The following is a 19,901-nucleotide window of genomic DNA, read 5'->3' as shown; positions in this document are numbered from 1 at the left end:
TCAATCCCCCTGTGATGATGCTTCGCTGGCCTTCGCTGGCGGCGAGCCGTGACGTCGCCATGGGTGCCGGCGACTGAACATGACCAGATAGCACCCTACCACCCAAACCAGCGCGGCACACCATCCGGCCAGGATGTCGGAGGGGTAATGCACCCCCAGGTAGACCCGCGACACGCTGACCAGCAGGCTGAACGCCGGTGCCAGCAGCAGCACCGGCCAGCGCCAGCGGGTGTTCCAGGCCAGCAGCACCAGGGTTACCGCGAGGGTCATCGAGCCCATCGCATGGCCGCTGGGGAAGCTGAACGTCGATTCCGGCGCGATCGATTCCCACAGGCTGGGCCGCTGGCGCTGGAAGAAGTGCTTGCTGCCCATGTTCAACAGTGCCGAGCCAACGAAGCTGACCGCCACGAAGGTGGCCTCGCGCCAGCGCCGGTAACCCAGCAGCACGCCGATGATCAGCACGTCGGCCGGAATCAGGAACCACTCGTAGCCCAGCTTGGAGATGAGCACGAAGAAGCGGTCCAGCAGCGGCGAATGCAGGCCATGCATCTGCCACAGCAGGGGCGCGTCGAAATGGAACGATTCAAACTCGTGCACCTCGTCGGCCAGGGCGACAAAGCCTGCCAACGGCAGCAGCACCCCACCGAACAGCAGGAGCAGGCGCCAGGCATTGCTCGCCATCCAGTGGCGGAAACCGGAGGCAGACTCCGGTGCAGCGAGGATCGCAGGCTTATCCGGCGTTTCGGACATAGGTGCGTTCGACGTAGTCGTCGATCAGGGCGACGAAGTCCTGGGCGATGTTCTCGCCGCGCAGGGTCACCTTCTTTTCGCCATCGACGAATACGGGCGCAGCCGGGGTTTCACCGGTGCCCGGCAACGAAATACCGATGTTGGCGTGCCGCGACTCGCCCGGCCCGTTGACGATGCAGCCCATCACCGCCAGGGTCATGTTCTCCGCACCCGGGTGCTGGATCTTCCACATCGGCATCTTTTCGCGCACATGGCTCTGCACCACCTTGGCCAGCTCCTGGAAGAACTCGGAGGTGGTACGGCCACAGCCCGGGCAGGCCGTGACCAATGGCGTGAAGGCGCGCTGGCCGGTGGTCTGCAGCAGTTCCTGGGCGACGATCACTTCCTGCGTACGCGACTGGCCCGGCTCCGGGGTCAGCGAAATGCGGATGGTGTCGCCGATGCCTTCCTGCAGCAGCACGCTCAGCGCGGCCGACGAGGCGACGATGCCCTTGCTGCCGATGCCGGCCTCGGTCAGGCCCAGATGCAGGGCGAAATCCGAACGCTGGGCCAGGTCGCGGTACACCGCAATCAGTTCCTGCACGCCACTGACCTTGGCCGACAGCAAGATGCGGTCGCGCGGCAGACCGATCTCCACCGCCTGCTCGGCCGAGTCCAGCGCCGAACGGATCAGCGCCTCGCGCAGCACGCGGCCGGCGTCCCAGGGCTGTTCGCGGTGGTTGTTCTCGTCCATCAGCTTCGCCGCCAGGGCCTGGTCCAGCGAGCCCCAGTTGGCACCGATGCGCACCGGCTTGTTGTAGCGGATCGCGAACTCGATCAGCTGGGCGAACTGCAGGTCCTTCTTCTTGCCGAAGCCGACGTTGCCCGGGTTGATGCGGTACTTGGCCAGCGCTTCGGCACAGGCCGGTTCGGCGGTGAGCAGCTGGTGGCCGTTGTAATGGAAGTCGCCGATCAGCGGCACGTCGATCCCCATCATCGCCAGCTTGTCGACAATGCGCGGGATCGCGGCGGCCGCTTCAACGGTGTTGACGGTCAACCGCACCATCTCCGAGCCAGCCCGCCACAGCTCGGCCACCTGCTTCACGCTGGAGGCCACATCGCTGGTGTCGGTATTGGTCATCGACTGCACCACCACCGGCTTGCCACCGCCTACGGTAACCCCGCCGATCTGGACGGCATGGGTCTGGCGGCGCGGCCAGGAGGTGGCATCGGAGGGCGGAGTCGGGCGGGTGACGGCGTCGTGCATGGGCGCATTCTACCGCCCGCCCCCGCATTCGGGGTGACTCGCATTCAGCCGCCGGCACGGCTGCGGCCGATTGTCGCAGGCACGTCCACGCGTGAACGCATACGATGAGCGTGAATGACCGGTCCCGACGCCCCGTTTCTCCGAACCCTGTGCAGCCTGCGCTGGCTTGCCGTAGGTGGCCAGGCCGCCACGATCCTGGTCGCCACCTGGGTGCTGGGCCTGCCGTTGCCGCAGCTGCCGCTGTGGGCCGGCGTGGCCGTACTGACCCTGTTCAATATCTATACCCAGCTGCGCCCGGAAGCGGCCGACACAGCGCCGCTGACCGCATTCGGTCACATCCTGGTGGACGTGATCATCCTGACCTGGATGGTGGGCTGGAGCGGCGGCATGGCCAACCCGTTCAGCTCGCTGTTCCTGATCCTGATCGCGCTGGCCGCGTTCGCCCTGCCCCTGCGCTGGGCGCTGGCGGTGGCACTGGCCTGCCTGCTCGGCTATGCCGCCAGCGGCATTTTCGGGCAGCCGTTGCCGGACGGTTATTTCCGCGGGCAGGACCTCAACCGCTGGGGCGTGGTCGCCAATTTCCTGATTTCCGCTGCGGTCGTGCTGACCTTCTCCACCCGCCTGGCGTTGGCGCTGCGCCAGCGTGAGCTTGAACTGTCGGCACTGCGCGAGCGCTTCGCCCGCAACGAGGGCATCGTCGCCCTGGCCACCCATGCAGCCTCGGTGGCGCATGAACTGAACACGCCGCTGGCGACCATGACCCTGCTCGCCGATGACGTCGCCGAGCGCAGCGAAGAGCCGGAAGTACGCGAAGACATGGAAACCCTGCGCGAGCTGCTGGTGCAGTGCCGTGAACGGGTGCTGGCGCTGGCCGCGCCGGCCTCGGCCGATGCACCGGGACGCAGCCATTCCAGCGCCCAGCAGGTGCTGGAGCAGTGGCGTTTGGTGCGCCCGACCATCGACCTGCATCGCAACGACGATGCGCCGTTGCGGCTGCCGCTGGATCCGGGCGTGGGCCATCTGCTGATGGTCCTGCTCAACAATGCCGCCGATGCCGGCGAACAGGCCGGCCGGCCGCGCGTGGACCTGGACCTGCGCATCGAAGGCGACGACCTGATCGGCGAAGTCCGCGACTACGGCCATGGCTTCGACGCCCGTGCCGCCGTCCTGCCGGGCAAGCTGTTCGGCAGCAGCAAGAGCGAGGGCATGGGCGTCGGCCTGGCCCTGTCCCATGCCACCATCGAACGCCTCGACGGCGAGATGTGGATGCGCCCGGCCCAGGGGGCCGGCAGCCGCGTCGGCTTCCGCCTGCCGCTGGCCCCACGCGAGGACACCCCATGAGCCTTCACCATTCCACCCTGGGCCTGCTGGTCGACGACGACGAGCTGTACCTTCGTACGCTGCAGCGCAGCCTGGCCCGCAAGGGGCTGGAAACGCAGACCGCGCAGGACGCCGCCAGTGCACTGGCGCTGGCCCGCCAGCATCCGCCGGCGTTCGCGCTGATCGACCTGAAACTGGGCAGCGATTCCGGCCTGGCCCTGATCCAGCCATTGCGCACCCTGCGCGCGGACATGCGGATCCTGCTGGTGACCGGCTACGCCAGCATCGCCACCGCGGTGGAGGCGATCAAGCTCGGTGCGGACGACTACCTGCCGAAGCCGGCCACGGTGCCAATGATCCTGCGCGCACTCGGCGAGGAAGACGATGGTCCGGCCGACGATGGCGAAATGGAAGTGCCCGATGCGATGACGCCGATCAGCCGCCTGCAGTGGGAACACATCCAGCAGGCGATGCACGAGACCGGCGGCAATGTGTCGGCGGCCGCGCGCCTGCTGGGCATGCACCGGCGTTCGTTGCAGCGCAAGCTGGCCAAGCGGCCGAGCCCGGAACGCGACCCGAGCCGGTGATGCGTCGTCGTATTCGCCGGGCATGGCCCGGCGGCATTCCCCGCCCGCGTCAGCCCTTCAGCTGCGCCAGGATCTCGCGGGTCATTGGATCGGCAACCGTCACGTCCTCGCCCTGCAGCGCCGGCAGCAGGCCACTGGCCAGCTGTTTGCCCAGCTCGACACCGAACTGGTCGAAGGCATTGATGTTCCAGATCACCGACTGCACGTACACCGCGTGTTCGTACATCGCGATCAGCGCACCCAGCGCCTGCGGGGTCAGCGCGTCGAGCAGGATCAGCGTGCTTGGGCGGCCGCCCGGGTAATCGCGATGCGGATCGTCGCTGCCCTGGCCATTGGCCAGCGCCTCGGTCTGCGCCAGCAGGTTGGCCAGCAGTGCCTGGTGATTGATCGTGTACGGATCATCGTTGTGCACGCAGCCGATGAAGTCGGCCGGAACGATGCTGGTGCCCTGGTGCAGCGCCTGGAAGAAGCTGTGCTGCACGTCGGTGCCTGCCCCGCCCCACCACACCGGCACGGTATCGGTGGTGACCGGCTGGCCGTCACGCTGCACGCGCTTGCCCAGGCTTTCCATCACCAGCTGCTGCAGGTAGGCCGGCAGCAGCGCCAGGCGCTGGTCGTAGGTCATCACCGCATGCGTGGCATGGCCCAGCAGGTTGCGGTTCCAGATGTCGGTCAGGGCGTGCAGCACCGGCAGGTTGCGCTCCAGCGGTGCATCCAGTGCGTGCGCATCCATCTGCGCCGCGCCTTCCAGCAGCTGTTCGAATCGCTCGAAACCGATCGCCAGCGCGATCGGGAAACCAACTGCCGACCACAGCGAATAGCGGCCACCGACCCAGTCCCACATCGGCAGCACGCGATCGGCGGCGATGGCAAAGGCTTTGGCCGCACGTTCCGGATTGGCGCTGACTGCGTACAGGCGCTCGCTGCCACCCAGCCAGTCGTGCAGGATCTGGCCGTTGAGCAGGGTTTCCTGCGTGCCGAAGGTCTTTGAGATGAGGATGCCGGCGGTCTTCGCCGGATCCAACGTGGCCAGTGTGCGCTGCATGGCGGCGCCGTCCACGTTCGACACGAAATGCACGCGCAGGCGCGCACCGGTGACCGGACGCAGCGCATCAGCGACCAGCCGCGGACCGAGATCGGAACCGCCGATACCAACGCTGACCACATCGGTGACGCCGCTGTCTTCCAGCGCACGTACCAGCACGCCCATGCGCTGGCGGATGTCGCGCGCGGTGGCATAGGCCTCGGCCGCCACCGGCGCATCGACCACATCGCCACGCAGCGCGGTATGCAGTGCGGCGCGGCCTTCGGTCAGGTTGACCTGTTCGCCACGGAACAGGCGGGTGATGGCAGCGCCGACATCACGCTCGGCAGCCAGCGCCAGCAACGCCTGCAACGCCGCGGCATCGTACTTCTGCCGGGCGAAATTGACATACAACGGACCAACCCGCAGCGCCAGCTCCTGTACACGGCCGGGTTCGGCGGCGAGCAGGCCGGGAATGCTTGCGCCCTTCAGGCGCTGGGCGTGGGAATGCAGCGAGTCGAATCCGTTGTTCGTTGTCATGCGGCCTGTGTCGGGATCGTGTCGTTGGTGTGGGAGATCTGGTTGTTGCCATCAACGTACACCAGCTTCGGCTTGAAGCTGTCAGCTTCCTGCTCGGTCATGCTGGCAAACGCGGCGATGATGATGATGTCACCGACCTGCACGTGGCGCGCGGCACCACCGTTGAGCGAGACAACGCCACTGCCGGCTTCGGCGCGGATGGCATAGGTCGAGAAGCGCGCACCGTTGGTCACGTCCCAGATGTGCACCTGCTCGAACTCGCGGATGCCGGTGGCAGCCAGCAGGTTGTCATCGATGGCGATCGAGCCTTCGTAGTTCAGCTCGGAATGGGTGACGGTGGCGCGGTGGATCTTGGTCTTGAGCAGGGACAGGTGCATGGGGGCGCTGCAACGGCAAAGGAAAGAGCGGATTCTAGCACCCGCTTGGCTGTCGTCAGGGGCCTGCGGCAGGACGCTGAAGGCCGTTCAGGCGCGCTCGTCCGGCGGGACTGCCGGGACAGCGCCGGAAGTGCCGTGCAGCGACAGGCGGAACACCGTGTGGAAGGCCAGCCCGGCGACCACGCCGAAGCCCCCTGCGGCCAGCACCGTCAGGCCGTAGCTGATCACGTCGAAGGTGTCGACATAGCGCAGGCGCTGCAGCAGCGGGCCGCTATCCGCGCCCGGCCAGGCGCACGTGGCCATGGCCAACGCCCCCAGCCCAAACCCGACCAGAACGAACCCGATCCGGCGCAGGCGCAGGCGCTGCTGAGACTGCAGGATCAGCGCCATCGGCAGCAGCACGGCGATGGCGTTGCAGGCGGCCAGCACGAACATCAACCCACCGCCGGTGAGCGCGGGCACCGGTGTGCGCCGGAATTCGAGCGCAAACAACAGGCCGCCAAACAGCTGGGCCGGCAGCATGCCGGCCGCCAGCACCGCCAGGATCGAGGCCTGGGCAAGGCGGCCGGTATCAGTGGTTGGGGTGTTCATTTCCGGTCTCCCGTCCGTGGGAAGGTGAAAGGCGCCCATTGCGGGCGCCCTTCCATGCTGCGCTTAGCGGCTCAGAATTCCAGGTTGTCGATCAACCGGGTCGTACCCAGGCGCGCGGCGATCAGCGCGACACGGCCGCCGCCATCGAAGGTCGGCTCGGCCAGTTCCGGCGTGCGCAACACGGCGTAGTCGACCTGGAAACCATCCGCCTGCAGCGCGGCGGCTGCCTCGGCCTCGATCTGCGCGCGCGACTGGCCAGCCACGTAGCCCTCGCGCATGCCCAGCAGGGTGCGATGGATGCGGGTCGCGACCGGGCGCTGTTCGGCGCTCAGATACTGGTTGCGCGAACTCTTGGCCAGGCCATCGTCGTCACGCACGATGTCCGCGCCGACGATCTGGATCGGGAACGACAGCTCGGCCACCATCTGCTTGATGACGGCCAGCTGCTGGTAGTCCTTGCGACCAAACACGGCCACGTCCGGCTGCACCTGCAGGAACAGGCGCGCGACCACCGTACAGACGCCATCGAAGTGACCCGGGCGGCTGGCGCCCTCCAGCACTTCACTGACACCCGGCGCGTGCATGCGCGTGGTCTTGTCCACGCCCAGCGGGTACATCGCCTCGACACTGGGCAGCCACACCGCATCGCAGCCAGCCTGCTCCAGCCCGGCCACGTCAGCCTCGGGCGTGCGCGGGTAACGGCTGAAATCTTCGTTGGGGCCGAACTGGGTCGGGTTGACGAAGATGCTTGCCACCACCTTGTCGGCGTACTGGCGGGCCAGGGTCACCAGCGAGTGGTGGCCCCCATGCAGGTTGCCCATGGTCGGAACCAGCGCAACGCGCAGGCCTTCGCGCTTCCACTCGGCGATCTGCCCGCGCAGTGCGCCGAGCTCGTTGAAGGTCTGGATCATTGGGCGTAGGCGTGCTGTTCGTCGGGGAAGCTGCCGTCGCGCACGGCGTCGGCATAAGCGCGGGTGGCACCGGCCACCGAACCGCCTTCGGCGAGGAAGTCCTTGACGAACTTCGGACGGCGATGGCCGCTGTCCAGGCCGAGGAAATCGTGCAGCACCAGCACCTGGCCATCGCACTGCGGGCCGGCACCGATGCCGATGGTCGGCACGTCCACCGCAGCGGTGACTTCAGCAGCGACCGGAGTCGGCACGCATTCGAGCACCATGATGCTGGCGCCTGCAGCGGCCACGGCCCTGGCATCTTCCACCAGTTGGCGCGCGGCATCGCCACGGCCCTGGATCTTGAAGCCGCCCAGGCGCAGCACCGACTGCGGGGTCAGGCCCAGATGCGCGCAGACCGGAATCTCGCGTTCGACCAGGTAGCGGATGATGTCGACCTTGAAGCCGGCACCTTCGATCTTGACCATCTCCGCGCCGGCCTGCAGCAGCTGCAGCGAGGCATCCAGCGCGCGCTCCGGGGTGGCATCGGCGCCGAACGGCAGGTCGGCCACCAGCAGCGCACGCCGCAGCACGCGGGCCACGGCGCGGGTGTGGTAGACCATGTCGGCCACGGTCACCGGCAAGGTGGAGTCATGACCCTGCACGACCATGCCCAGCGAATCGCCGATCAGGATCAGGTCGACGCCGTTGGCATCGAAGGTGCGGGCGAAGCCGGCGTCGTAGGCGGTCAACATGACCAGCTTCTGGCCATTGCGCTTGGCCTCGGCCAGGGCGGGAACGGTCCAGGGCTTGCTGTCTGCGTGGGTGCTCATGTGCTGATAACCGGGGGAGATAACCCGGCCATTATCACCCTATCGGCGCGATCCCGCAGGCATCCACCCGCATCACTGCATCCTGCACGCGGCCGTGGCCGGGGATGGCCAGATCCGGCGCGATTTCGGCCAGCGGTACCAATACGAAGGCGCGCTCGTGCATGTAGGGATGCGGCACCTGCAGGCCAGGCTGATCGATCACCTGCGCGCCATGCAGCAGCAGGTCCAGATCCAGCGCGCGCGGCCCCCAGTGCACCTGCGGATCGCGCACGCGGCCGAAATGCCGCTCCAGCAACAGCATCGCCTGCAGCAGTTCGTTGGCCGGCAGATCGGTTTCGACCGCAGCCACCGCATTGACGAACGGCGGCTGATCTTCATTGCCCCAGGCGGGCGTGGCGTACAGGCGCGACGCCCTGTCCACGCGGGTGCCAGGCAGGCCGTCCAGCGCAGCAATCGCTGCGCGGACGGTCGCAGCCGCGTCGCCAAGGTTGGCGCCGAGGCCGATCCAGGCAAGGGTCATCGCTTACTCGCCCGCAGCACCGGCGGGGGCGCCCGGACGGCGACGGCGACGGCGGCGCTTGCGCGGTGCCCCACCCTCTTCGTCAACGCCCTCGTGGTGCAGCGAATCCAGCGACGATTCCAGCTCATGCCCGGATTGCGCCTGCGCTTCACGCCAGAACGCCACATCAGCCTCGTGCTCGGCCGAGGCCACCTGGCGCAGGGCCAGGAAATCGAACGCGGCGCGGAAGCGCGGGTGGGTCAGGGTACGGAACACGCGCTTGCGCTGGCGCGAACCGAAGCGCGACTGCAGCAGCCAGATCTCCTGCATCGGCAGCGAGAAGCGTCGCGGCAATGCGATGGTGCTCAGCTGCTGCACGGTGACGCGGTCGGCGGCACGGCGCTGCGCTTCTTCTGGCGCCACGCCCTGCTTGAGCAGGGTCGCCTGTGCACGGCAGTACGCCGGCCAAAGCAGCAGCGCGAACAGGAACGCCGGCGAGACCGGCTCGTCATTGGCCACGCGCGCATCGGTATTGGCCAGGCCTTCCACCAGCATGCGGCGCAGCGCGCCGGTGCGGTTGGACTTGAGGGCCTTGGCACTTTCCGGGAACAGCACGTCCAGCAGGCCGTAACGCTCCAGGCCTTCGAAGCTGGCCACGCCGTGCCCGGACAGGAACAGCTTGAGCACTTCCTCGAACAGGCGCGCCGGCGCTGCCTCGTTGAGCAGGCTGGCCAGCTGCGGGATCGGCGTGGCGGTGCCCTCTTCGATCTGGAAGCCGAGCTTGGCCGCCAGGCGCACTGCACGCAGCATGCGCACCGGATCTTCCTGGTAGCGCTGCACCGGATCGCCAATGAGCTTCATCAGGCGCGCCTGCACGTCTTCGAAGCCGCCGGTGTAGTCACGCACCGAGAAGTCCTCGATGGCGTAATACAGGGCGTTGCAGGTGAAGTCGCGGCGGATGGCGTCGTCTTCGATGGTGCCGTACACGTTGTCGCGCACGAGCATGCCGTTTTCCATCTCGCGGTCGCCGCTGCCGTCATCGCTGTTGGCACGGAACGTGGCCACTTCGATGATCTCGCGGCCGAACACAACATGGGCCAGGCGGAATCGGCGGCCGATCAGGCGGCAGTTGCGGAACAACTGCTTGACCTGCTCGGGCGTGGCATCGGTGGCCACGTCGAAATCCTTGGGTTGGCCATTGACCAGCAGGTCGCGCACCGCGCCACCCACAAGGTAGGCGCCGAAGCCGGCATCGCGCAGGCGATAAAGCACGCGCAGGGCGTTCGGGCTGATGTCCTTGCGGGAGATCGTGTGCTGGTCGCGCGGGATGACGCGCAGGCTGAACGGTGATGGAGCAGAGGAAATGATGTTGGCGCTTCCGGTTGAAGTTTCGGGATTGCCCAATGGCATCGAGGTGCATATACTAGCGCTCCTGCATCGGCAGCGACACACTGCTCCCTTCGTCTAGTGGTTAGGACGTGGCCCTCTCAAGGCTAAAACAGGGGTTCGAGTCCCCTAGGGAGCACCAGTCGCCGCAGCAGGAACCGAAAAAGCCCGCCCTTGTGCGGGCTTTTCTGTTTTCCTGGGTTTGTGGCGTCGGGTGCTTGGTCGCTGTGGCGCCTGCCTGCTTCTGCGTTTGAGGGGGCGGGCCACCCTGGCCTGGACACGCAAAAGCCCATCCATGGTGCTCGATGGCGCCATCCATGGCGCCAACGGTCCAGGCCAGGGTGGCCCGCCCCCTCCTGACAGTTTCCCGCGACGGCGGCACGAACAGCCTCGCTCCGCCGCAGCCAACTCAATCCCGACCCGCAGACCTGCGTCCGCCACACGAAATGTGTCGAGAGGCGGCAGGCCAGCCGTCAGCCTTCCATCTGCTCCAGTTCCTTGCCCTTGGTCTCGCGCACGTAGCGGACGACGAAGAAGATCGAAAGGATCGCCACGACCATATAGATGCCGTAGGCACCGGCCAGGCCAATGCCAGCCAGCAGCATCGGGAAGGTCACGGTGATGGCGAAGTTCGAGGTCCATTGCGCCGCACCCGCCACCGCCAGCGCCGGGCCGCGGATCTGGTTGGGGAACATTTCGCCCAGCATCACCCACATCACTGGGCCCCAGGACATGTTGAAGAACACCACGTAGGCATTGGCCGCAACCAGGGCCAGCCTGCCCATGCCATCGGACAGCTGCAGGCGACCGTCGACCAGGCTGCCGCTGGCGAAGGCGACCACCATCAACACCAGTGCCACCGACATCCCGACCGAGCCGATCCACAGCAGCGGCTTGCGCCCGATGCGGTCGATCAGCAGCACGGTCAGCAGGCAGGCGCCGATGCTCAGTCCACCGGACAGCACATTGATCAGCAGCGCGTCGCTTTCCGAGAAGCCCACCGCCTGCCACAGCACTGCGCCGTAGTAGAACACCACGTTGATGCCGACCAGCTGCTGGAACATCGCCAGGCCGATGCCCACCCAGAGGATCGGGCGCAGTTTGCCGGTGGCCTTGTCGAGCAGATCGCCGAAGCGCGGCTTGTGCTGGTCCTGGGCCAGGCTGGCTTCGATCTCGGCCTGCTTGGCCGCCGCCGCACCATCGCCATACAACCGTGCCAGCACCACCCCTGCCTGCGCCTGCCGGCCCTTCAGCACCAGGAAACGCGGGCTCTCCGGGATCACCAGCAACAGCAGCAGGAACAGACCCGACGGCAGCGCCTGCATCCAGAACATCCAGCGCCAGGCCTCATGCCCCAGCCACAATGGCTCGGTGGAGGCCCCGGCGGCACGGGCCAGCAGGTAATTGCTGAGGAAGGCGGCAAACAGGCCGCAGATGATCGCCATCTGCTGCACCGTGGCCAGGCGACCGCGATAGCGTGCCGACGCCACCTCGGCGATGTAGGCCGGCGACATCACACTGGCCGCGCCCACTGCGAACCCGCCGAGTACGCGAGCGGCGATGAACAGCCAGGAGGCATGGGCAGCACCGGCACCCAGCGCCGATATCAGGAACAACAGCGCGGACACGATCAGTACGCCGCGACGGCCCAGGCGGTCGCCCAGCCAACCCGCCAGGAATGCACCGATCGCGCAGCCCAGCAGCATCGAGGCGACTTCGAAGCCCAGCGCCGCCTCACTGGAATTGAAGGCTTGGCGCAGGCCGTCGACCGTGCCGTTGATGACACCACTGTCGAAGCCGAACAGGAATCCACCAAGGGTGGCCACGCAGCTGATCAGGACGATGAACGCGGTGTTCTCACCGCGGTGCAAGGCGGATCCGGTCTGGATCTGGGACATGGACGTACCTGCTGGGAAGGGGTACCGGCCATCACGAATGACCGGCTGCGCCACAGCGTCGCATGGGCGTTGCCCTGCCGCCAACCGGCCACGCCCGGGCCTGCCAGACGCCCGTTTTCCGCCCTGCGCCGACACCGGGGGCCAACCTGTTCTAGAATTGTCGGGTTCAGGAATCGATCCACCCCCAGCCCATGCCCTTTGTCGTCACCGAAAACTGCATCAAGTGCAAACACACCGATTGCGTGGAAGTGTGCCCCGTGGATTGTTTCCACGAAGGCCCGAACTTCCTGGTGATCGACCCGGATGAGTGCATCGACTGCACCCTCTGCGAACCGGAGTGCCCGGTCAATGCGATCTTCCCGGAGGATGATGTCCCCGCCGGCCAGGAAGGCTTCGTCGCCCTCAATGCCGAGCTGGCCAAAGAATGGCCGGTGCTGACCGTGCGCAAGGACCCGCCTGCCGACGCCGGCGAATGGGACGGCAAGCCGGACAAGCTGAAGCTGCTGGAGCGCTGAGAAGCGCTTGTTGCGGCAAGGAAAAGGGCGCCATCGGCGCCCTTTTCCGTTCCTGGTCCTGGCGGACGTCGCCGACCAAGGCAGGTAATGCGGTAGCCGCCAACCTTGGTTGGCACAGGAGCGCCGACCAAGGTCGGCCTCTACCCGGGCAGGTGCGGACCTGGGCCCGCCCCCACCCGACCCGCGCTTACTGCGCCAGCTTCGCCTTCAGCGCGGCGATCAGCTTCACCGGGGCCTCGGCGGTGGCCGGCAGGCCACGCGGGTCGACCGCGGAGATGTACGCGCCGGCGTCGACGGCAACCACACGCACCAGGAAGTTGCTGCCTTCATAGGCCACATCGTACGAGCCCAGCAGCTGCGCGCGGCTGGCGATGGTCACGCCTTCCACGCCTTCCAGCGCGGTACCGACCTTGGCGAAGGCTTCATCCTTGCCACCGGCAATGGTGAAACCGGTGTTGCCCACAGCCGGAGCCGCCGCAACCGGCGCAGCCGGCTTGGTCGCCGACGCCAGCGTCGGCACCTTGTTATCACCGGTGGTCGCCGGCAGGTTCAGGTCCGGCGGCACTTCCAGCGGACGCATTTCCGGGGCCAGGGCATAGTCGCCCTTGACGCCACGCTTGAAGCAACCAGTGGTGCCGGCGGCGACGGCCACAGCAAGCAGGGCGTAGGACAGCACGCGGACAGTGGAAACGGATTGACGCATGTGAATCTCCTGGGTCAGACCAAGACGGAAGGTCAGTGGCTGGAAAGGGCTTCGAGGGCGGCGATGTCGCCGGCAAGGTGATCGGCAGCCCGATGATGCGCTGCCGACAACGGCAGCAGCGGCAGGCGCAGGTCGTGGCCGATGCCGATGCGGCGCAGCAGCGCCTTGACCGGGATCGGATTCGGCTCGACGCCACAGAACTCATGGAACGGCTGCAGGCGCGCATCCCATGATTCGGTAGCTTCGTGGTCGTGGGCGGCCGCCAGCTCGCACATCCGGCGGTAGGCGCCCGGCAGCACATTGGAACCGACCGAGATCAGGCCATCGATGCCAGCCCGGATCGAACGCGCGGCAGTACCGTCATCGCCACTGAGCACGGCGAACTGCGCGCTGCGCAGCGCCAGCAGCGCCTGCACCCGGCCGGTGTCACCCACGGCCTCCTTGATGCCGACGATGTTGGGATGGCTGGCCAGCTCGGCCACGGTCTCCGGCTGCATGTCGCAACCGGTACGGCCAGGCACGTTGTACAGCACGACCGGCAACCCGCCCTGGTCGGCAACGGCACGGTAGTGCGCGATCAATCCGGCCTGGGTCGGCCGCACATACGGCGGGGTGACCACCAGCGCGTGGCTGGCACCGAGCGCGGCGGCGCGGCGGGTCTGTTCGATGGTTTTGGCGGTGCCCGACAGGCCGGTACCGGCCATGACCGGAATGCGGCCGCCGATACGCTCGACCGCGCTGGCCAGCAGCTGGTCGTACTCGGCATCGGTGAGGGTTGCCGCTTCGCCGGTCGAGCCAGCTACGACAACGCCATGGACGCCACCTTCCAGTTGCAGGTGCAGCAGGCGCTGCCAACCGTCGGGATCGAGGGCGCCGTCGGCCCGGAACGGGGTCGCCAGCGCGGTGATGAGGCCGGAAAGGGACAAGGACGTGCTGCTCTTGGCTGGAAAGGGAAAACGCCCGCCACGAAAGGCCGGGGGCGACTTGAATGTTACTTGCGGCGCGAAACCACGGGCAAGTATGCTGGACACCGGTGGATCCCCGCCTCTGGCGGGCATTCAGACTAACGCATGCATTACCCGGAATCGCCTTGACCGACACCACCCCGCGCCCCGCGCCGAGCGAAAACCACCTCCTGATCAACGCCTATACGACGCATCCGGAGTCCCCCCTGCTGTCCGTCACCCGCCGCATTGCCGACAGCGGCTGCAATCTGGTGGACGCGCGCCTGGCCACGGTCGGTCGCGATGTGTCCGTCACCGCCCTGGCCACCGGCTCCTGGGATTCGGTGGCCAAGCTGGAAGCGATGCTGACCCGGCTGGAGCGCGAAGAAGGCCTGAAGCTGGTCTGGTACCGCACCGCTGCCAAGCAGGCGCAGTCCAACCTGCTGCCGTACATCGTGGAGGTGATCGCCGCCGACAAGCCGGGCATCCTGTTCCAGCTGGCCGACTTCTTCGACCGCCAGGGCATCACCATCGAGAGCCTGCAGAGCACGCGTTACCGCGCCATGCAGACCGGTGCGGAAATGTTCAGCGCGCAGGTCACCATCGGCGTGCCGGCCAACATGCACATCGCCGCGCTGCGCGACGATTTCCTCGAGTTCTGCGACCACTTGAACCTGGACGCGATCATGGACCCGATGAAGTTCTGAATTTCGCGCGTCTCTCACAGGCGCGTGGCGTTTCATGCAATTGTCTTGGAAAGAACCCAGGCTCGACAGAAGGACCTCATGAACAACGGCGACACCCTGGACAGCACCACTCTTTCCCTGCCGCTGGCACTGTCCGGCGGCGAACAGGCCACCCTCGGCGACTACGCCGGCCAATGGCTGGTGCTGTACTTCTACCCGAAAGACAGCACCCCCGGCTGCACCACCGAAGGCATCGACTTCAACGCGCTGCTGCCGAAGTTCAGGAAGGCAGGCGCAGTCGTGCTCGGCGTCTCGCGCGATTCGGTGAAGTCGCACGACAATTTCTGTGCCAAGCAGGGCTTTGCGTTCCCGCTGGTCAGCGATGGCGACGAAGCGCTGTGCAGCGCCTTCGACGTGATCAAGATGAAGAACATGTACGGCAAGCAGGTACGTGGCATCGAGCGCAGCACCTTCCTGATTTCCCCCGACAGCCGCATCGTGCAGTCCTGGCGCAAGGTCAAGGTCGCCGGCCATGCCGATGCCGTTCTCGCCGAACTGAAGGCCTCCCAGTCCAAGTGAGTCCCACTGCCTACTGTGTCTGCCATCACCCTGCCCCGCAGCAGGCCGTGATGGTTTTCCCCTGTCCGTAACCAGGAATCGACGATGACCCGAGGCAAGCGCATCTACGTGCTGGATACCAACGTGCTGATGCACGATCCCACCGCGCTGTTCAAATTCGAGGAGCACGACGTCTACCTGCCCATGCAGGTGATCGAGGAGTTGGACAACGGCAAGAAGGGCACCACCGAGGCGAGCCGCAATGCGCGCCAGGTCAGCCGCTTCCTCAACGAGCTGGTGCAGGCCTCGGGCCTGGACAACCTGGCCGACGGCATTCCGCTGCAGCGGCCGCAGGGCCTGCAGCTGCGCGGCAAGCAGAGCGTGGGCCTGCTGCGCTTCCAGACCAGCCATTTCGACGCCGGCAAGAGCTTCGGCAAGGTGATCCCGGACAACGCCATCCTCGGCGCGATCCTGGCCCTGAAGGAAGAGACACCTGAGATCCCGGTGGTGTTCGTTTCCAAGGACATCAACCTGCGGATCAAGGCAGCGATCGCCGGCATCGTGTCCGAGGACTACGAGAACGACCGCGCGCTGGATGATTTCAGCCTGCTCTACACCGGCGCCACCGAGCTGCCGGAAGACTTCTGGAAGCGCCACGGCGATGACCTGCGCAGCTGGAGCGACAAGGGCCGTACCCATTACGAAATCCAGGCGCAGGACGGCGAAGAGTGGTACCCGAACCAGTACGTCTACCTGCCCGGCGAAGACGAAGTCGAGCTGCGCGTCAGCCGCGTGGTCGGCGATGGCAAGGTGGTGCTGTCGCTGGTCGATGATTTCCGCCACGGCAGTCACGCCGTATGGGGCATCAGCGCGCGCAACCGCGAACAGAACTTCGCGCTCAATGCGCTGATGGACCCGGAAATCGACTTCGTCACCCTGCTCGGCACCGCCGGTACCGGCAAGACCCTGCTGGCCCTCGCCGCCGGCCTGGCACAGACGATGGACCAGCAGCGCTATCGCGAGATCATCATGACCCGCGCCACCGTCAGCGTCGGCGAAGACATCGGCTTCCTGCCCGGCACCGAGGAAGAGAAAATGACGCCATGGATGGGCGCGTTGACCGACAACCTGGAAGTGCTCACGCACAACCAGGAAGGCGGCACCTGGGGCCGCCAGGCCACCAACGACCTGCTCGCCAGCCGCATCAAGATCCGCTCGATGAACTTCATGCGCGGCCGCACCTTCCTGTCGCGCTACCTGATCCTGGACGAGGCGCAGAACCTCACCCCGAAGCAGATGAAGACGCTGATCACCCGTGCCGGCCCCGGCACCAAGATCGTCTGCCTGGGCAACGTCGAGCAGATCGACACCCCGTACCTGACCGAGACCACCTCGGGCCTGACCTACGCGGTGGACCGTTTCAAGAACTGGCCGCACAGCGCGCACATCACACTACGTCGTGGCGAGCGCTCGCGCCTGGCCGACTACGCCTCGGAGGTGTTGTGAACCGCTGCACCCGCCTGCTGCTGCCCACGGCTGCGATCACCCTCGCAGCCGTGCTCGGCGCCTGCACCACCACGCGCGGCCCGGCCAGCGTGCCGACCGCCGAGCGTACCGGCCAGTCCTGGGTGGTCACCCGCCCGATCATCGCCGCGCAGGTGCTCGACACCTGCTCGCGCGCCAGCCCCGGCCGCGAGGCCGGGCGGGTCAGCGGCTACTGGGCACCCAGCCGGCAGCAGATCGACCAGCTGGAAGCGAAGCTGCCTTCGCTGGAAGCACAGGTTCCCAAGGTGCTGGACTTCGATCGCCAGTACGTCGGCATCGAAAGCGCAGGCAAGCGGCTGATCTACATCAACGCCTTCCACCTGCCTGACGATGGCAGCATCAATCCGGCCCGTGAGGCGATCCGCGTCTGCGATGGCGGCACGCAGTTCTGGGGCGCCGTGTTCGATCCCGCCAGCAACACCTTCAGCGAGCTGCAGTTCAACGGCGGCTTCGGCGGGCCCTGAGGGGGCCCCGCCGATGGGAATACGCCTGCCCACCTGGGTCTGGATCGGCGCGGTCGCGCTTTCATGCGTGGCCGGCATGGTCAATGTGGTTGGCTTCCTGGGGTTCGAACACCAGGCCGTCAGCCACATGACCGGCAGCACCAGCCAGCTGGGCATGGCGCTGGCACAGGGCGACTGGCGTGCGGCCGGCCACCTGTGGGGGCTGCTGATCGCGTTCGCGCTGGGCGCGATGCTCAGCGGACTGCTGATCCAGGACAGTGCCCTGCAGCTTGGCCGCCGCTATGGCGTGGCACTGGCACTGGAATCGGCACTGCTGCTGGTCGCCATCCCGCTGTTCGAACAGCATCAGATCTGGGGTGCGCTGGCCGCCGCCATGGCCTGCGGCCTGCAGAACGCGATGGCTACCACCTTCAGTGGCGCGGTGGTGCGCACCACCCACCTCAGCGGCATGTTCACCGACCTCGGCATCGGCCTCGGCCACCTGCTGCGCGGGTTGCCTTTGCAGGTGCGCCGACTGACCCTCAGCGGCCTGATCATCAGCGGCTTCCTCGCCGGCGGCGTCATCGGCGCCTGGCTGTTCATGCGCTGGCAGTACGACGCCCTGCTCGCCCCCGCCCTGCTGACCGGGCTGACAGGGCTGGGCTATGTGGTGTACCAGCAGTGGGCGCGCTGGCGGCATTGAATCAAAGGCATCCACGCATGGCGTGGATCTACCTTCCCCTGCTGGACCACGGCACAATCACCTGATGAGCCCGACCACTCCCGTTTCCGCCCTGACCATCGCCGGCTCCGATTCCGGCGGCGGCGCCGGCATCCAGGCTGACCTCAAAGCCTTCGCCGCGCACCGCGTGCACGGCCTCTCGGCGATCGCTGCGCTGACAGCGCAGAACACCCGCGGCGTCATTGCCGTGCACGTGCCACCGATCGACTTCCTGCGTGCACAGCTGGACGCCTGCTTCGACGACTTCGACATCCACGCCGTGAAACTCGGCATGCTGGCCAATGCCGAAGTGATCAACGCCGTCGCCGACGCACTGGAGCGCCACCGGCCGCCGCATGTGGTGCTGGACCCGGTGATGGTCGCCACCAGCGGTGCTCGCCTGCTTGAAGACAGCGCGCTGCAGGCGATGCGTGAGCGCCTGATTCCGCTTGCCACGCTGATCACCCCGAATACCCCCGAAGCAGAACTGCTGGTGGGCCGGAAGATCAGCAACGGCGATGACGCCGAACAGGCCGCTGCCGCACTGCTCGGCCTCGGCGCCGGCGCAGTGCTGATCAAGGGCGGGCACCTGCATGAAGGCAACCGGGTGATCGACCGTTACTTCGACGGCGTAAGCAGCGAAGAATTCATCCACGCTCGCCTGCCGCTGGACGCACACGGCACCGGCTGCACGCTGGCCTCAGCCATCGCCGCGCAGCTGTGCAACGGCCTGAGCCTGGCCAACGCCTGCGAAGCCGGCATCGACTACGTCGCACGCGGGCTGCAGCAGGGCTACGCGCCTGGCCGCAGCGAGGTGCTGGTGCTCGACCACTTCGGCGCGGCGCCTCACGCATGAGCCTCGCACCGGACGTCCTTGCCGTGCAGTGCACTGATGGCCATCGCTACGAAGTGATCGCCTGCGTGCCCGCACAGCCCATCGCGCGCCTGCTGTGGCTGCCAGCACTGGGTGTGGCCGCACGCCATTACCTGCCGCTGGCACAGGCGCTGGCGGCGAAGGGCGTGGCGGTATACCTGCACGAGTGGCGCGGCAACGGCAGCAGCTCGCTACGTCCGTCACGCACGCAGGACTGGGGCTATCGCGAAGTACTCGATCAGGATCTGCCGAGCAGTCAGGGCGTACTGGCCGCAGCGGATGACGAAGCAGGCGCCCTGCCCTGGATCATCGGTGGCCACAGCCTGGGTGGGCAGCTGGCCTGCGTGCACGCCGGTCGCCATCCGCAGCACTTCAATCGGCTGTGGCTGGCCGCCAGTGGCTCACCGTTCTGGCGCAGCTTCCCGCCGCCACGCGGCTGGCTGCTGCCGCTGGTCTATCGCTTCCTGCCGTGGATCGCACAGCGTCAAGGCGTGCTGCATGGCCGTCGCCTGGGCTTTGGTGGCACCGAAGCACGCGGGCTGATCGCCGACTGGGCGCGCGTGGGCCTGAACAATCACTACGCCGCCGCGGGCATGGCCGAAGATCTCGACGCACAGATGGCACGCGTGCATGGCAGCGCACAGGCGGTGCTGATGGAACACGACTGGTTGGCACCGACCGGATCGATGCAGACGTTGCTGGCCAAGCTGCCGAATGTGGCCGCGCAGCTGCACGTGCTTTCCGCGCAGGAGCTGGGCACGCGTGCCGATCACTTCGCCTGGCTGAAGGCACCGGACGCCGTGGCTGACAGCTTTTTCATTCAGTTGGGTGAAAATTTTCACAAAACTGTTGACGGTCCGCGCCGGGATCCGCATAATTCCGCTCCTGTCGCAGGGCGCCCGTAGCTCAGTTGGATAGAGTACCTGGCTACGAACCAGGCGGTCGGGAGTTCGAATCTCTCCGGGCGCACC

General features: G+C 66.8%; 22 protein-coding genes and 2 tRNA genes. 12 read left to right on the top strand and 12 right to left on the bottom strand.

What is annotated here, in order from left to right:
• Both AC07M7_RS16810 and ispG read right to left on the bottom strand, forming a co-directional pair.
• Window positions 1-750, bottom strand: coding sequence for a phosphatase PAP2 family protein (locus AC07M7_RS16810; protein ID WP_004153111.1), 750 nt, complete (start codon window positions 748-750; stop codon window positions 1-3).
• On the bottom strand, window positions 731-1,996 hold the full coding sequence (gene ispG / locus AC07M7_RS16805; protein WP_495207891.1) for a flavodoxin-dependent (E)-4-hydroxy-3-methylbut-2-enyl-diphosphate synthase: 1,266 nt from the start codon (window positions 1,994-1,996) through the stop codon (window positions 731-733). The genes AC07M7_RS16810 and ispG overlap by 20 nt, the downstream gene beginning before the upstream one ends.
• 114 nt (window positions 1,997-2,110) lie before the next feature.
• On the opposite strand from ispG, the gene AC07M7_RS16800 reads away from it, so the two are divergent.
• Together AC07M7_RS16800 and AC07M7_RS16795 are read left to right on the top strand one after the other, a co-directional pair.
• Window positions 2,111-3,337, top strand: coding sequence for an ATP-binding protein (locus tag AC07M7_RS16800; RefSeq protein WP_295377985.1), 1,227 nt, complete (start codon window positions 2,111-2,113; stop codon window positions 3,335-3,337).
• Complete coding sequence (locus AC07M7_RS16795; RefSeq protein ID WP_253078907.1) at window positions 3,334-3,903, top strand: response regulator transcription factor; 570 nt, start codon at window positions 3,334-3,336, stop codon at window positions 3,901-3,903. The genes AC07M7_RS16800 and AC07M7_RS16795 overlap by 4 nt, the downstream gene beginning before the upstream one ends.
• Window positions 3,904-3,952: 49 nt before the next feature.
• Here the strand turns inward: AC07M7_RS16795 and pgi are convergent, their stop codons facing one another.
• From pgi to pcnB, 7 genes are all read right to left on the bottom strand, one after another.
• On the bottom strand, window positions 3,953-5,467 hold the full coding sequence (pgi, locus tag AC07M7_RS16790) for a glucose-6-phosphate isomerase (RefSeq protein ID WP_046986021.1): 1,515 nt from the start codon (window positions 5,465-5,467) through the stop codon (window positions 3,953-3,955).
• Window positions 5,464-5,844 (bottom strand): aspartate 1-decarboxylase, encoded by a 381-nt coding sequence (gene panD / locus AC07M7_RS16785; protein WP_004153087.1) that lies wholly within the window; start codon window positions 5,842-5,844, stop codon window positions 5,464-5,466. Before panD ends, pgi begins: the two co-directional genes overlap by 4 nt.
• An 87-nt stretch (window positions 5,845-5,931) precedes the next feature.
• A complete protein-coding gene (locus tag AC07M7_RS16780) occupies window positions 5,932-6,435 on the bottom strand; it encodes a hypothetical protein (protein WP_495207890.1) in 504 nt (167 codons plus the stop codon).
• A gap of 71 nt (window positions 6,436-6,506) precedes the next feature.
• The gene (panC, locus tag AC07M7_RS16775; RefSeq protein ID WP_295377992.1) at window positions 6,507-7,346 is read right to left on the bottom strand and encodes a pantoate--beta-alanine ligase; all 840 of its coding nucleotides are present in this window, start codon (window positions 7,344-7,346) and stop codon (window positions 6,507-6,509) included.
• On the bottom strand, window positions 7,343-8,158 hold the full coding sequence (gene panB, locus AC07M7_RS16770) for a 3-methyl-2-oxobutanoate hydroxymethyltransferase (protein WP_482998564.1): 816 nt from the start codon (window positions 8,156-8,158) through the stop codon (window positions 7,343-7,345). The genes panC and panB overlap by 4 nt, the downstream gene beginning before the upstream one ends.
• 34 nt (window positions 8,159-8,192) lie before the next feature.
• Window positions 8,193-8,678, bottom strand: a complete 486-nt coding sequence (gene folK, locus AC07M7_RS16765) for a 2-amino-4-hydroxy-6-hydroxymethyldihydropteridine diphosphokinase (protein ID WP_447781127.1) — start codon at window positions 8,676-8,678, stop codon at window positions 8,193-8,195.
• Between the two features lie 3 nt (window positions 8,679-8,681).
• Window positions 8,682-10,061 (bottom strand): polynucleotide adenylyltransferase PcnB, encoded by a 1,380-nt coding sequence (pcnB, locus tag AC07M7_RS16760; protein WP_046986017.1) that lies wholly within the window; start codon window positions 10,059-10,061, stop codon window positions 8,682-8,684.
• Between the two features lie 49 nt (window positions 10,062-10,110).
• Here pcnB and AC07M7_RS16755 point away from each other — a divergent pair.
• A tRNA-Glu gene (locus AC07M7_RS16755) sits at window positions 10,111-10,185 on the top strand.
• A gap of 331 nt (window positions 10,186-10,516) precedes the next feature.
• Here the strand turns inward: AC07M7_RS16755 and AC07M7_RS16750 are convergent.
• Complete coding sequence (locus tag AC07M7_RS16750) at window positions 10,517-11,941, bottom strand: sugar porter family MFS transporter (protein ID WP_253078912.1); 1,425 nt, start codon at window positions 11,939-11,941, stop codon at window positions 10,517-10,519.
• 191 nt (window positions 11,942-12,132) lie between these two features.
• Between AC07M7_RS16750 and fdxA the strand changes: the two genes are divergently transcribed.
• Window positions 12,133-12,456: a ferredoxin FdxA gene (gene fdxA, locus AC07M7_RS16745; RefSeq protein WP_005409054.1), complete on the top strand. Its 324-nt coding sequence runs from the start codon at window positions 12,133-12,135 to the stop codon at window positions 12,454-12,456.
• A gap of 187 nt (window positions 12,457-12,643) precedes the next feature.
• Here fdxA and AC07M7_RS16740 read toward each other — a convergent pair whose 3' ends face one another.
• Together AC07M7_RS16740 and dapA are read right to left on the bottom strand one after the other, a co-directional pair.
• Window positions 12,644-13,159, bottom strand: coding sequence for a hypothetical protein (locus tag AC07M7_RS16740; protein ID WP_046986015.1), 516 nt, complete (start codon window positions 13,157-13,159; stop codon window positions 12,644-12,646).
• Between the two features lie 32 nt (window positions 13,160-13,191).
• Window positions 13,192-14,085 carry a 4-hydroxy-tetrahydrodipicolinate synthase gene (gene dapA, locus AC07M7_RS16735; RefSeq protein WP_046986014.1) on the bottom strand — a complete coding sequence of 298 codons (894 nt, stop codon included), beginning with the start codon at window positions 14,083-14,085 and terminating at the stop codon, window positions 13,192-13,194.
• Between the two features lie 164 nt (window positions 14,086-14,249).
• On the opposite strand from dapA, the gene AC07M7_RS16730 reads away from it, so the two are divergent.
• The 8 genes from AC07M7_RS16730 to AC07M7_RS16695 all read left to right on the top strand — a co-directional run bounded on the left by AC07M7_RS16730 (window position 14,250) and on the right by AC07M7_RS16695 (window position 19,899).
• Window positions 14,250-14,810: a glycine cleavage system transcriptional repressor gene (locus AC07M7_RS16730; RefSeq protein WP_012510695.1), complete on the top strand. Its 561-nt coding sequence runs from the start codon at window positions 14,250-14,252 to the stop codon at window positions 14,808-14,810.
• Window positions 14,811-14,888: 78 nt separating this feature from the next.
• Complete coding sequence (locus tag AC07M7_RS16725; protein WP_046986013.1) at window positions 14,889-15,368, top strand: peroxiredoxin; 480 nt, start codon at window positions 14,889-14,891, stop codon at window positions 15,366-15,368.
• Window positions 15,369-15,452: 84 nt separating this feature from the next.
• Window positions 15,453-16,853 (top strand): PhoH family protein, encoded by a 1,401-nt coding sequence (locus AC07M7_RS16720; RefSeq protein ID WP_012510694.1) that lies wholly within the window; start codon window positions 15,453-15,455, stop codon window positions 16,851-16,853.
• Complete coding sequence (locus AC07M7_RS16715) at window positions 16,850-17,356, top strand: hypothetical protein (RefSeq protein WP_253078913.1); 507 nt, start codon at window positions 16,850-16,852, stop codon at window positions 17,354-17,356. The genes AC07M7_RS16720 and AC07M7_RS16715 overlap by 4 nt, the downstream gene beginning before the upstream one ends.
• A gap of 13 nt (window positions 17,357-17,369) precedes the next feature.
• The gene (locus AC07M7_RS16710; protein ID WP_495207889.1) at window positions 17,370-18,038 is read left to right on the top strand and encodes a YoaK family protein; all 669 of its coding nucleotides are present in this window, start codon (window positions 17,370-17,372) and stop codon (window positions 18,036-18,038) included.
• 64 nt (window positions 18,039-18,102) lie between these two features.
• The gene (gene thiD, locus AC07M7_RS16705; RefSeq protein WP_295378007.1) at window positions 18,103-18,912 is read left to right on the top strand and encodes a bifunctional hydroxymethylpyrimidine kinase/phosphomethylpyrimidine kinase; all 810 of its coding nucleotides are present in this window, start codon (window positions 18,103-18,105) and stop codon (window positions 18,910-18,912) included.
• Window positions 18,909-19,835 (top strand): alpha/beta hydrolase family protein, encoded by a 927-nt coding sequence (locus AC07M7_RS16700; RefSeq protein ID WP_136638833.1) that lies wholly within the window; start codon window positions 18,909-18,911, stop codon window positions 19,833-19,835. The genes thiD and AC07M7_RS16700 overlap by 4 nt, the downstream gene beginning before the upstream one ends.
• Window positions 19,826-19,899, top strand: a tRNA-Arg gene (locus AC07M7_RS16695). The genes AC07M7_RS16700 and AC07M7_RS16695 overlap by 10 nt, the downstream gene beginning before the upstream one ends.
• Window positions 19,900-19,901 lie beyond the last annotated feature (2 nt).

The organism is Stenotrophomonas sp. GW821-FHT09E08 (assembly GCF_059416125.1).
Note: the sequence above shows the minus strand (reverse complement) of the source record. Positions and strands in the feature narration are given on the sequence as shown.

Bases quoted from the DNA above. Each gene is read 5' to 3' on its own strand.
- folK (WP_447781127.1), bottom strand. From the start codon at position 8,678: ATGACCCTTGCCTGGATCGGCCTCGGCGCCAACCTTGGCGACGCGGCT.
- AC07M7_RS16740 (WP_046986015.1), bottom strand. From the start codon at position 13,159: ATGCGTCAATCCGTTTCCACTGTCCGCGTGCTGTCCTACGCCCTGCTT.
- AC07M7_RS16750 (WP_253078912.1), bottom strand. From the start codon at position 11,941: ATGTCCCAGATCCAGACCGGATCCGCCTTGCACCGCGGTGAGAACACC.
- AC07M7_RS16700 (WP_136638833.1), top strand. From the start codon at position 18,909: ATGAGCCTCGCACCGGACGTCCTTGCCGTGCAGTGCACTGATGGCCAT.
- AC07M7_RS16780 (WP_495207890.1), bottom strand. From the start codon at position 6,435: ATGAACACCCCAACCACTGATACCGGCCGCCTTGCCCAGGCCTCGATC.
- AC07M7_RS16795 (WP_253078907.1), top strand. From the start codon at position 3,334: ATGAGCCTTCACCATTCCACCCTGGGCCTGCTGGTCGACGACGACGAG.
- AC07M7_RS16710 (WP_495207889.1), top strand. From the start codon at position 17,370: ATGGGAATACGCCTGCCCACCTGGGTCTGGATCGGCGCGGTCGCGCTT.
- AC07M7_RS16720 (WP_012510694.1), top strand. From the start codon at position 15,453: ATGACCCGAGGCAAGCGCATCTACGTGCTGGATACCAACGTGCTGATG.
- panC (WP_295377992.1), bottom strand. From the start codon at position 7,346: ATGATCCAGACCTTCAACGAGCTCGGCGCACTGCGCGGGCAGATCGCC.
- ispG (WP_495207891.1), bottom strand. From the start codon at position 1,996: ATGCACGACGCCGTCACCCGCCCGACTCCGCCCTCCGATGCCACCTCC.
- thiD (WP_295378007.1), top strand. From the start codon at position 18,103: ATGAGCCCGACCACTCCCGTTTCCGCCCTGACCATCGCCGGCTCCGAT.
- AC07M7_RS16725 (WP_046986013.1), top strand. From the start codon at position 14,889: ATGAACAACGGCGACACCCTGGACAGCACCACTCTTTCCCTGCCGCTG.
- AC07M7_RS16810 (WP_004153111.1), bottom strand. From the start codon at position 750: ATGTCCGAAACGCCGGATAAGCCTGCGATCCTCGCTGCACCGGAGTCT.
- panD (WP_004153087.1), bottom strand. From the start codon at position 5,844: ATGCACCTGTCCCTGCTCAAGACCAAGATCCACCGCGCCACCGTCACC.
- AC07M7_RS16800 (WP_295377985.1), top strand. From the start codon at position 2,111: ATGACCGGTCCCGACGCCCCGTTTCTCCGAACCCTGTGCAGCCTGCGC.
- panB (WP_482998564.1), bottom strand. From the start codon at position 8,158: ATGAGCACCCACGCAGACAGCAAGCCCTGGACCGTTCCCGCCCTGGCC.
- fdxA (WP_005409054.1), top strand. From the start codon at position 12,133: ATGCCCTTTGTCGTCACCGAAAACTGCATCAAGTGCAAACACACCGAT.
- pgi (WP_046986021.1), bottom strand. From the start codon at position 5,467: ATGACAACGAACAACGGATTCGACTCGCTGCATTCCCACGCCCAGCGC.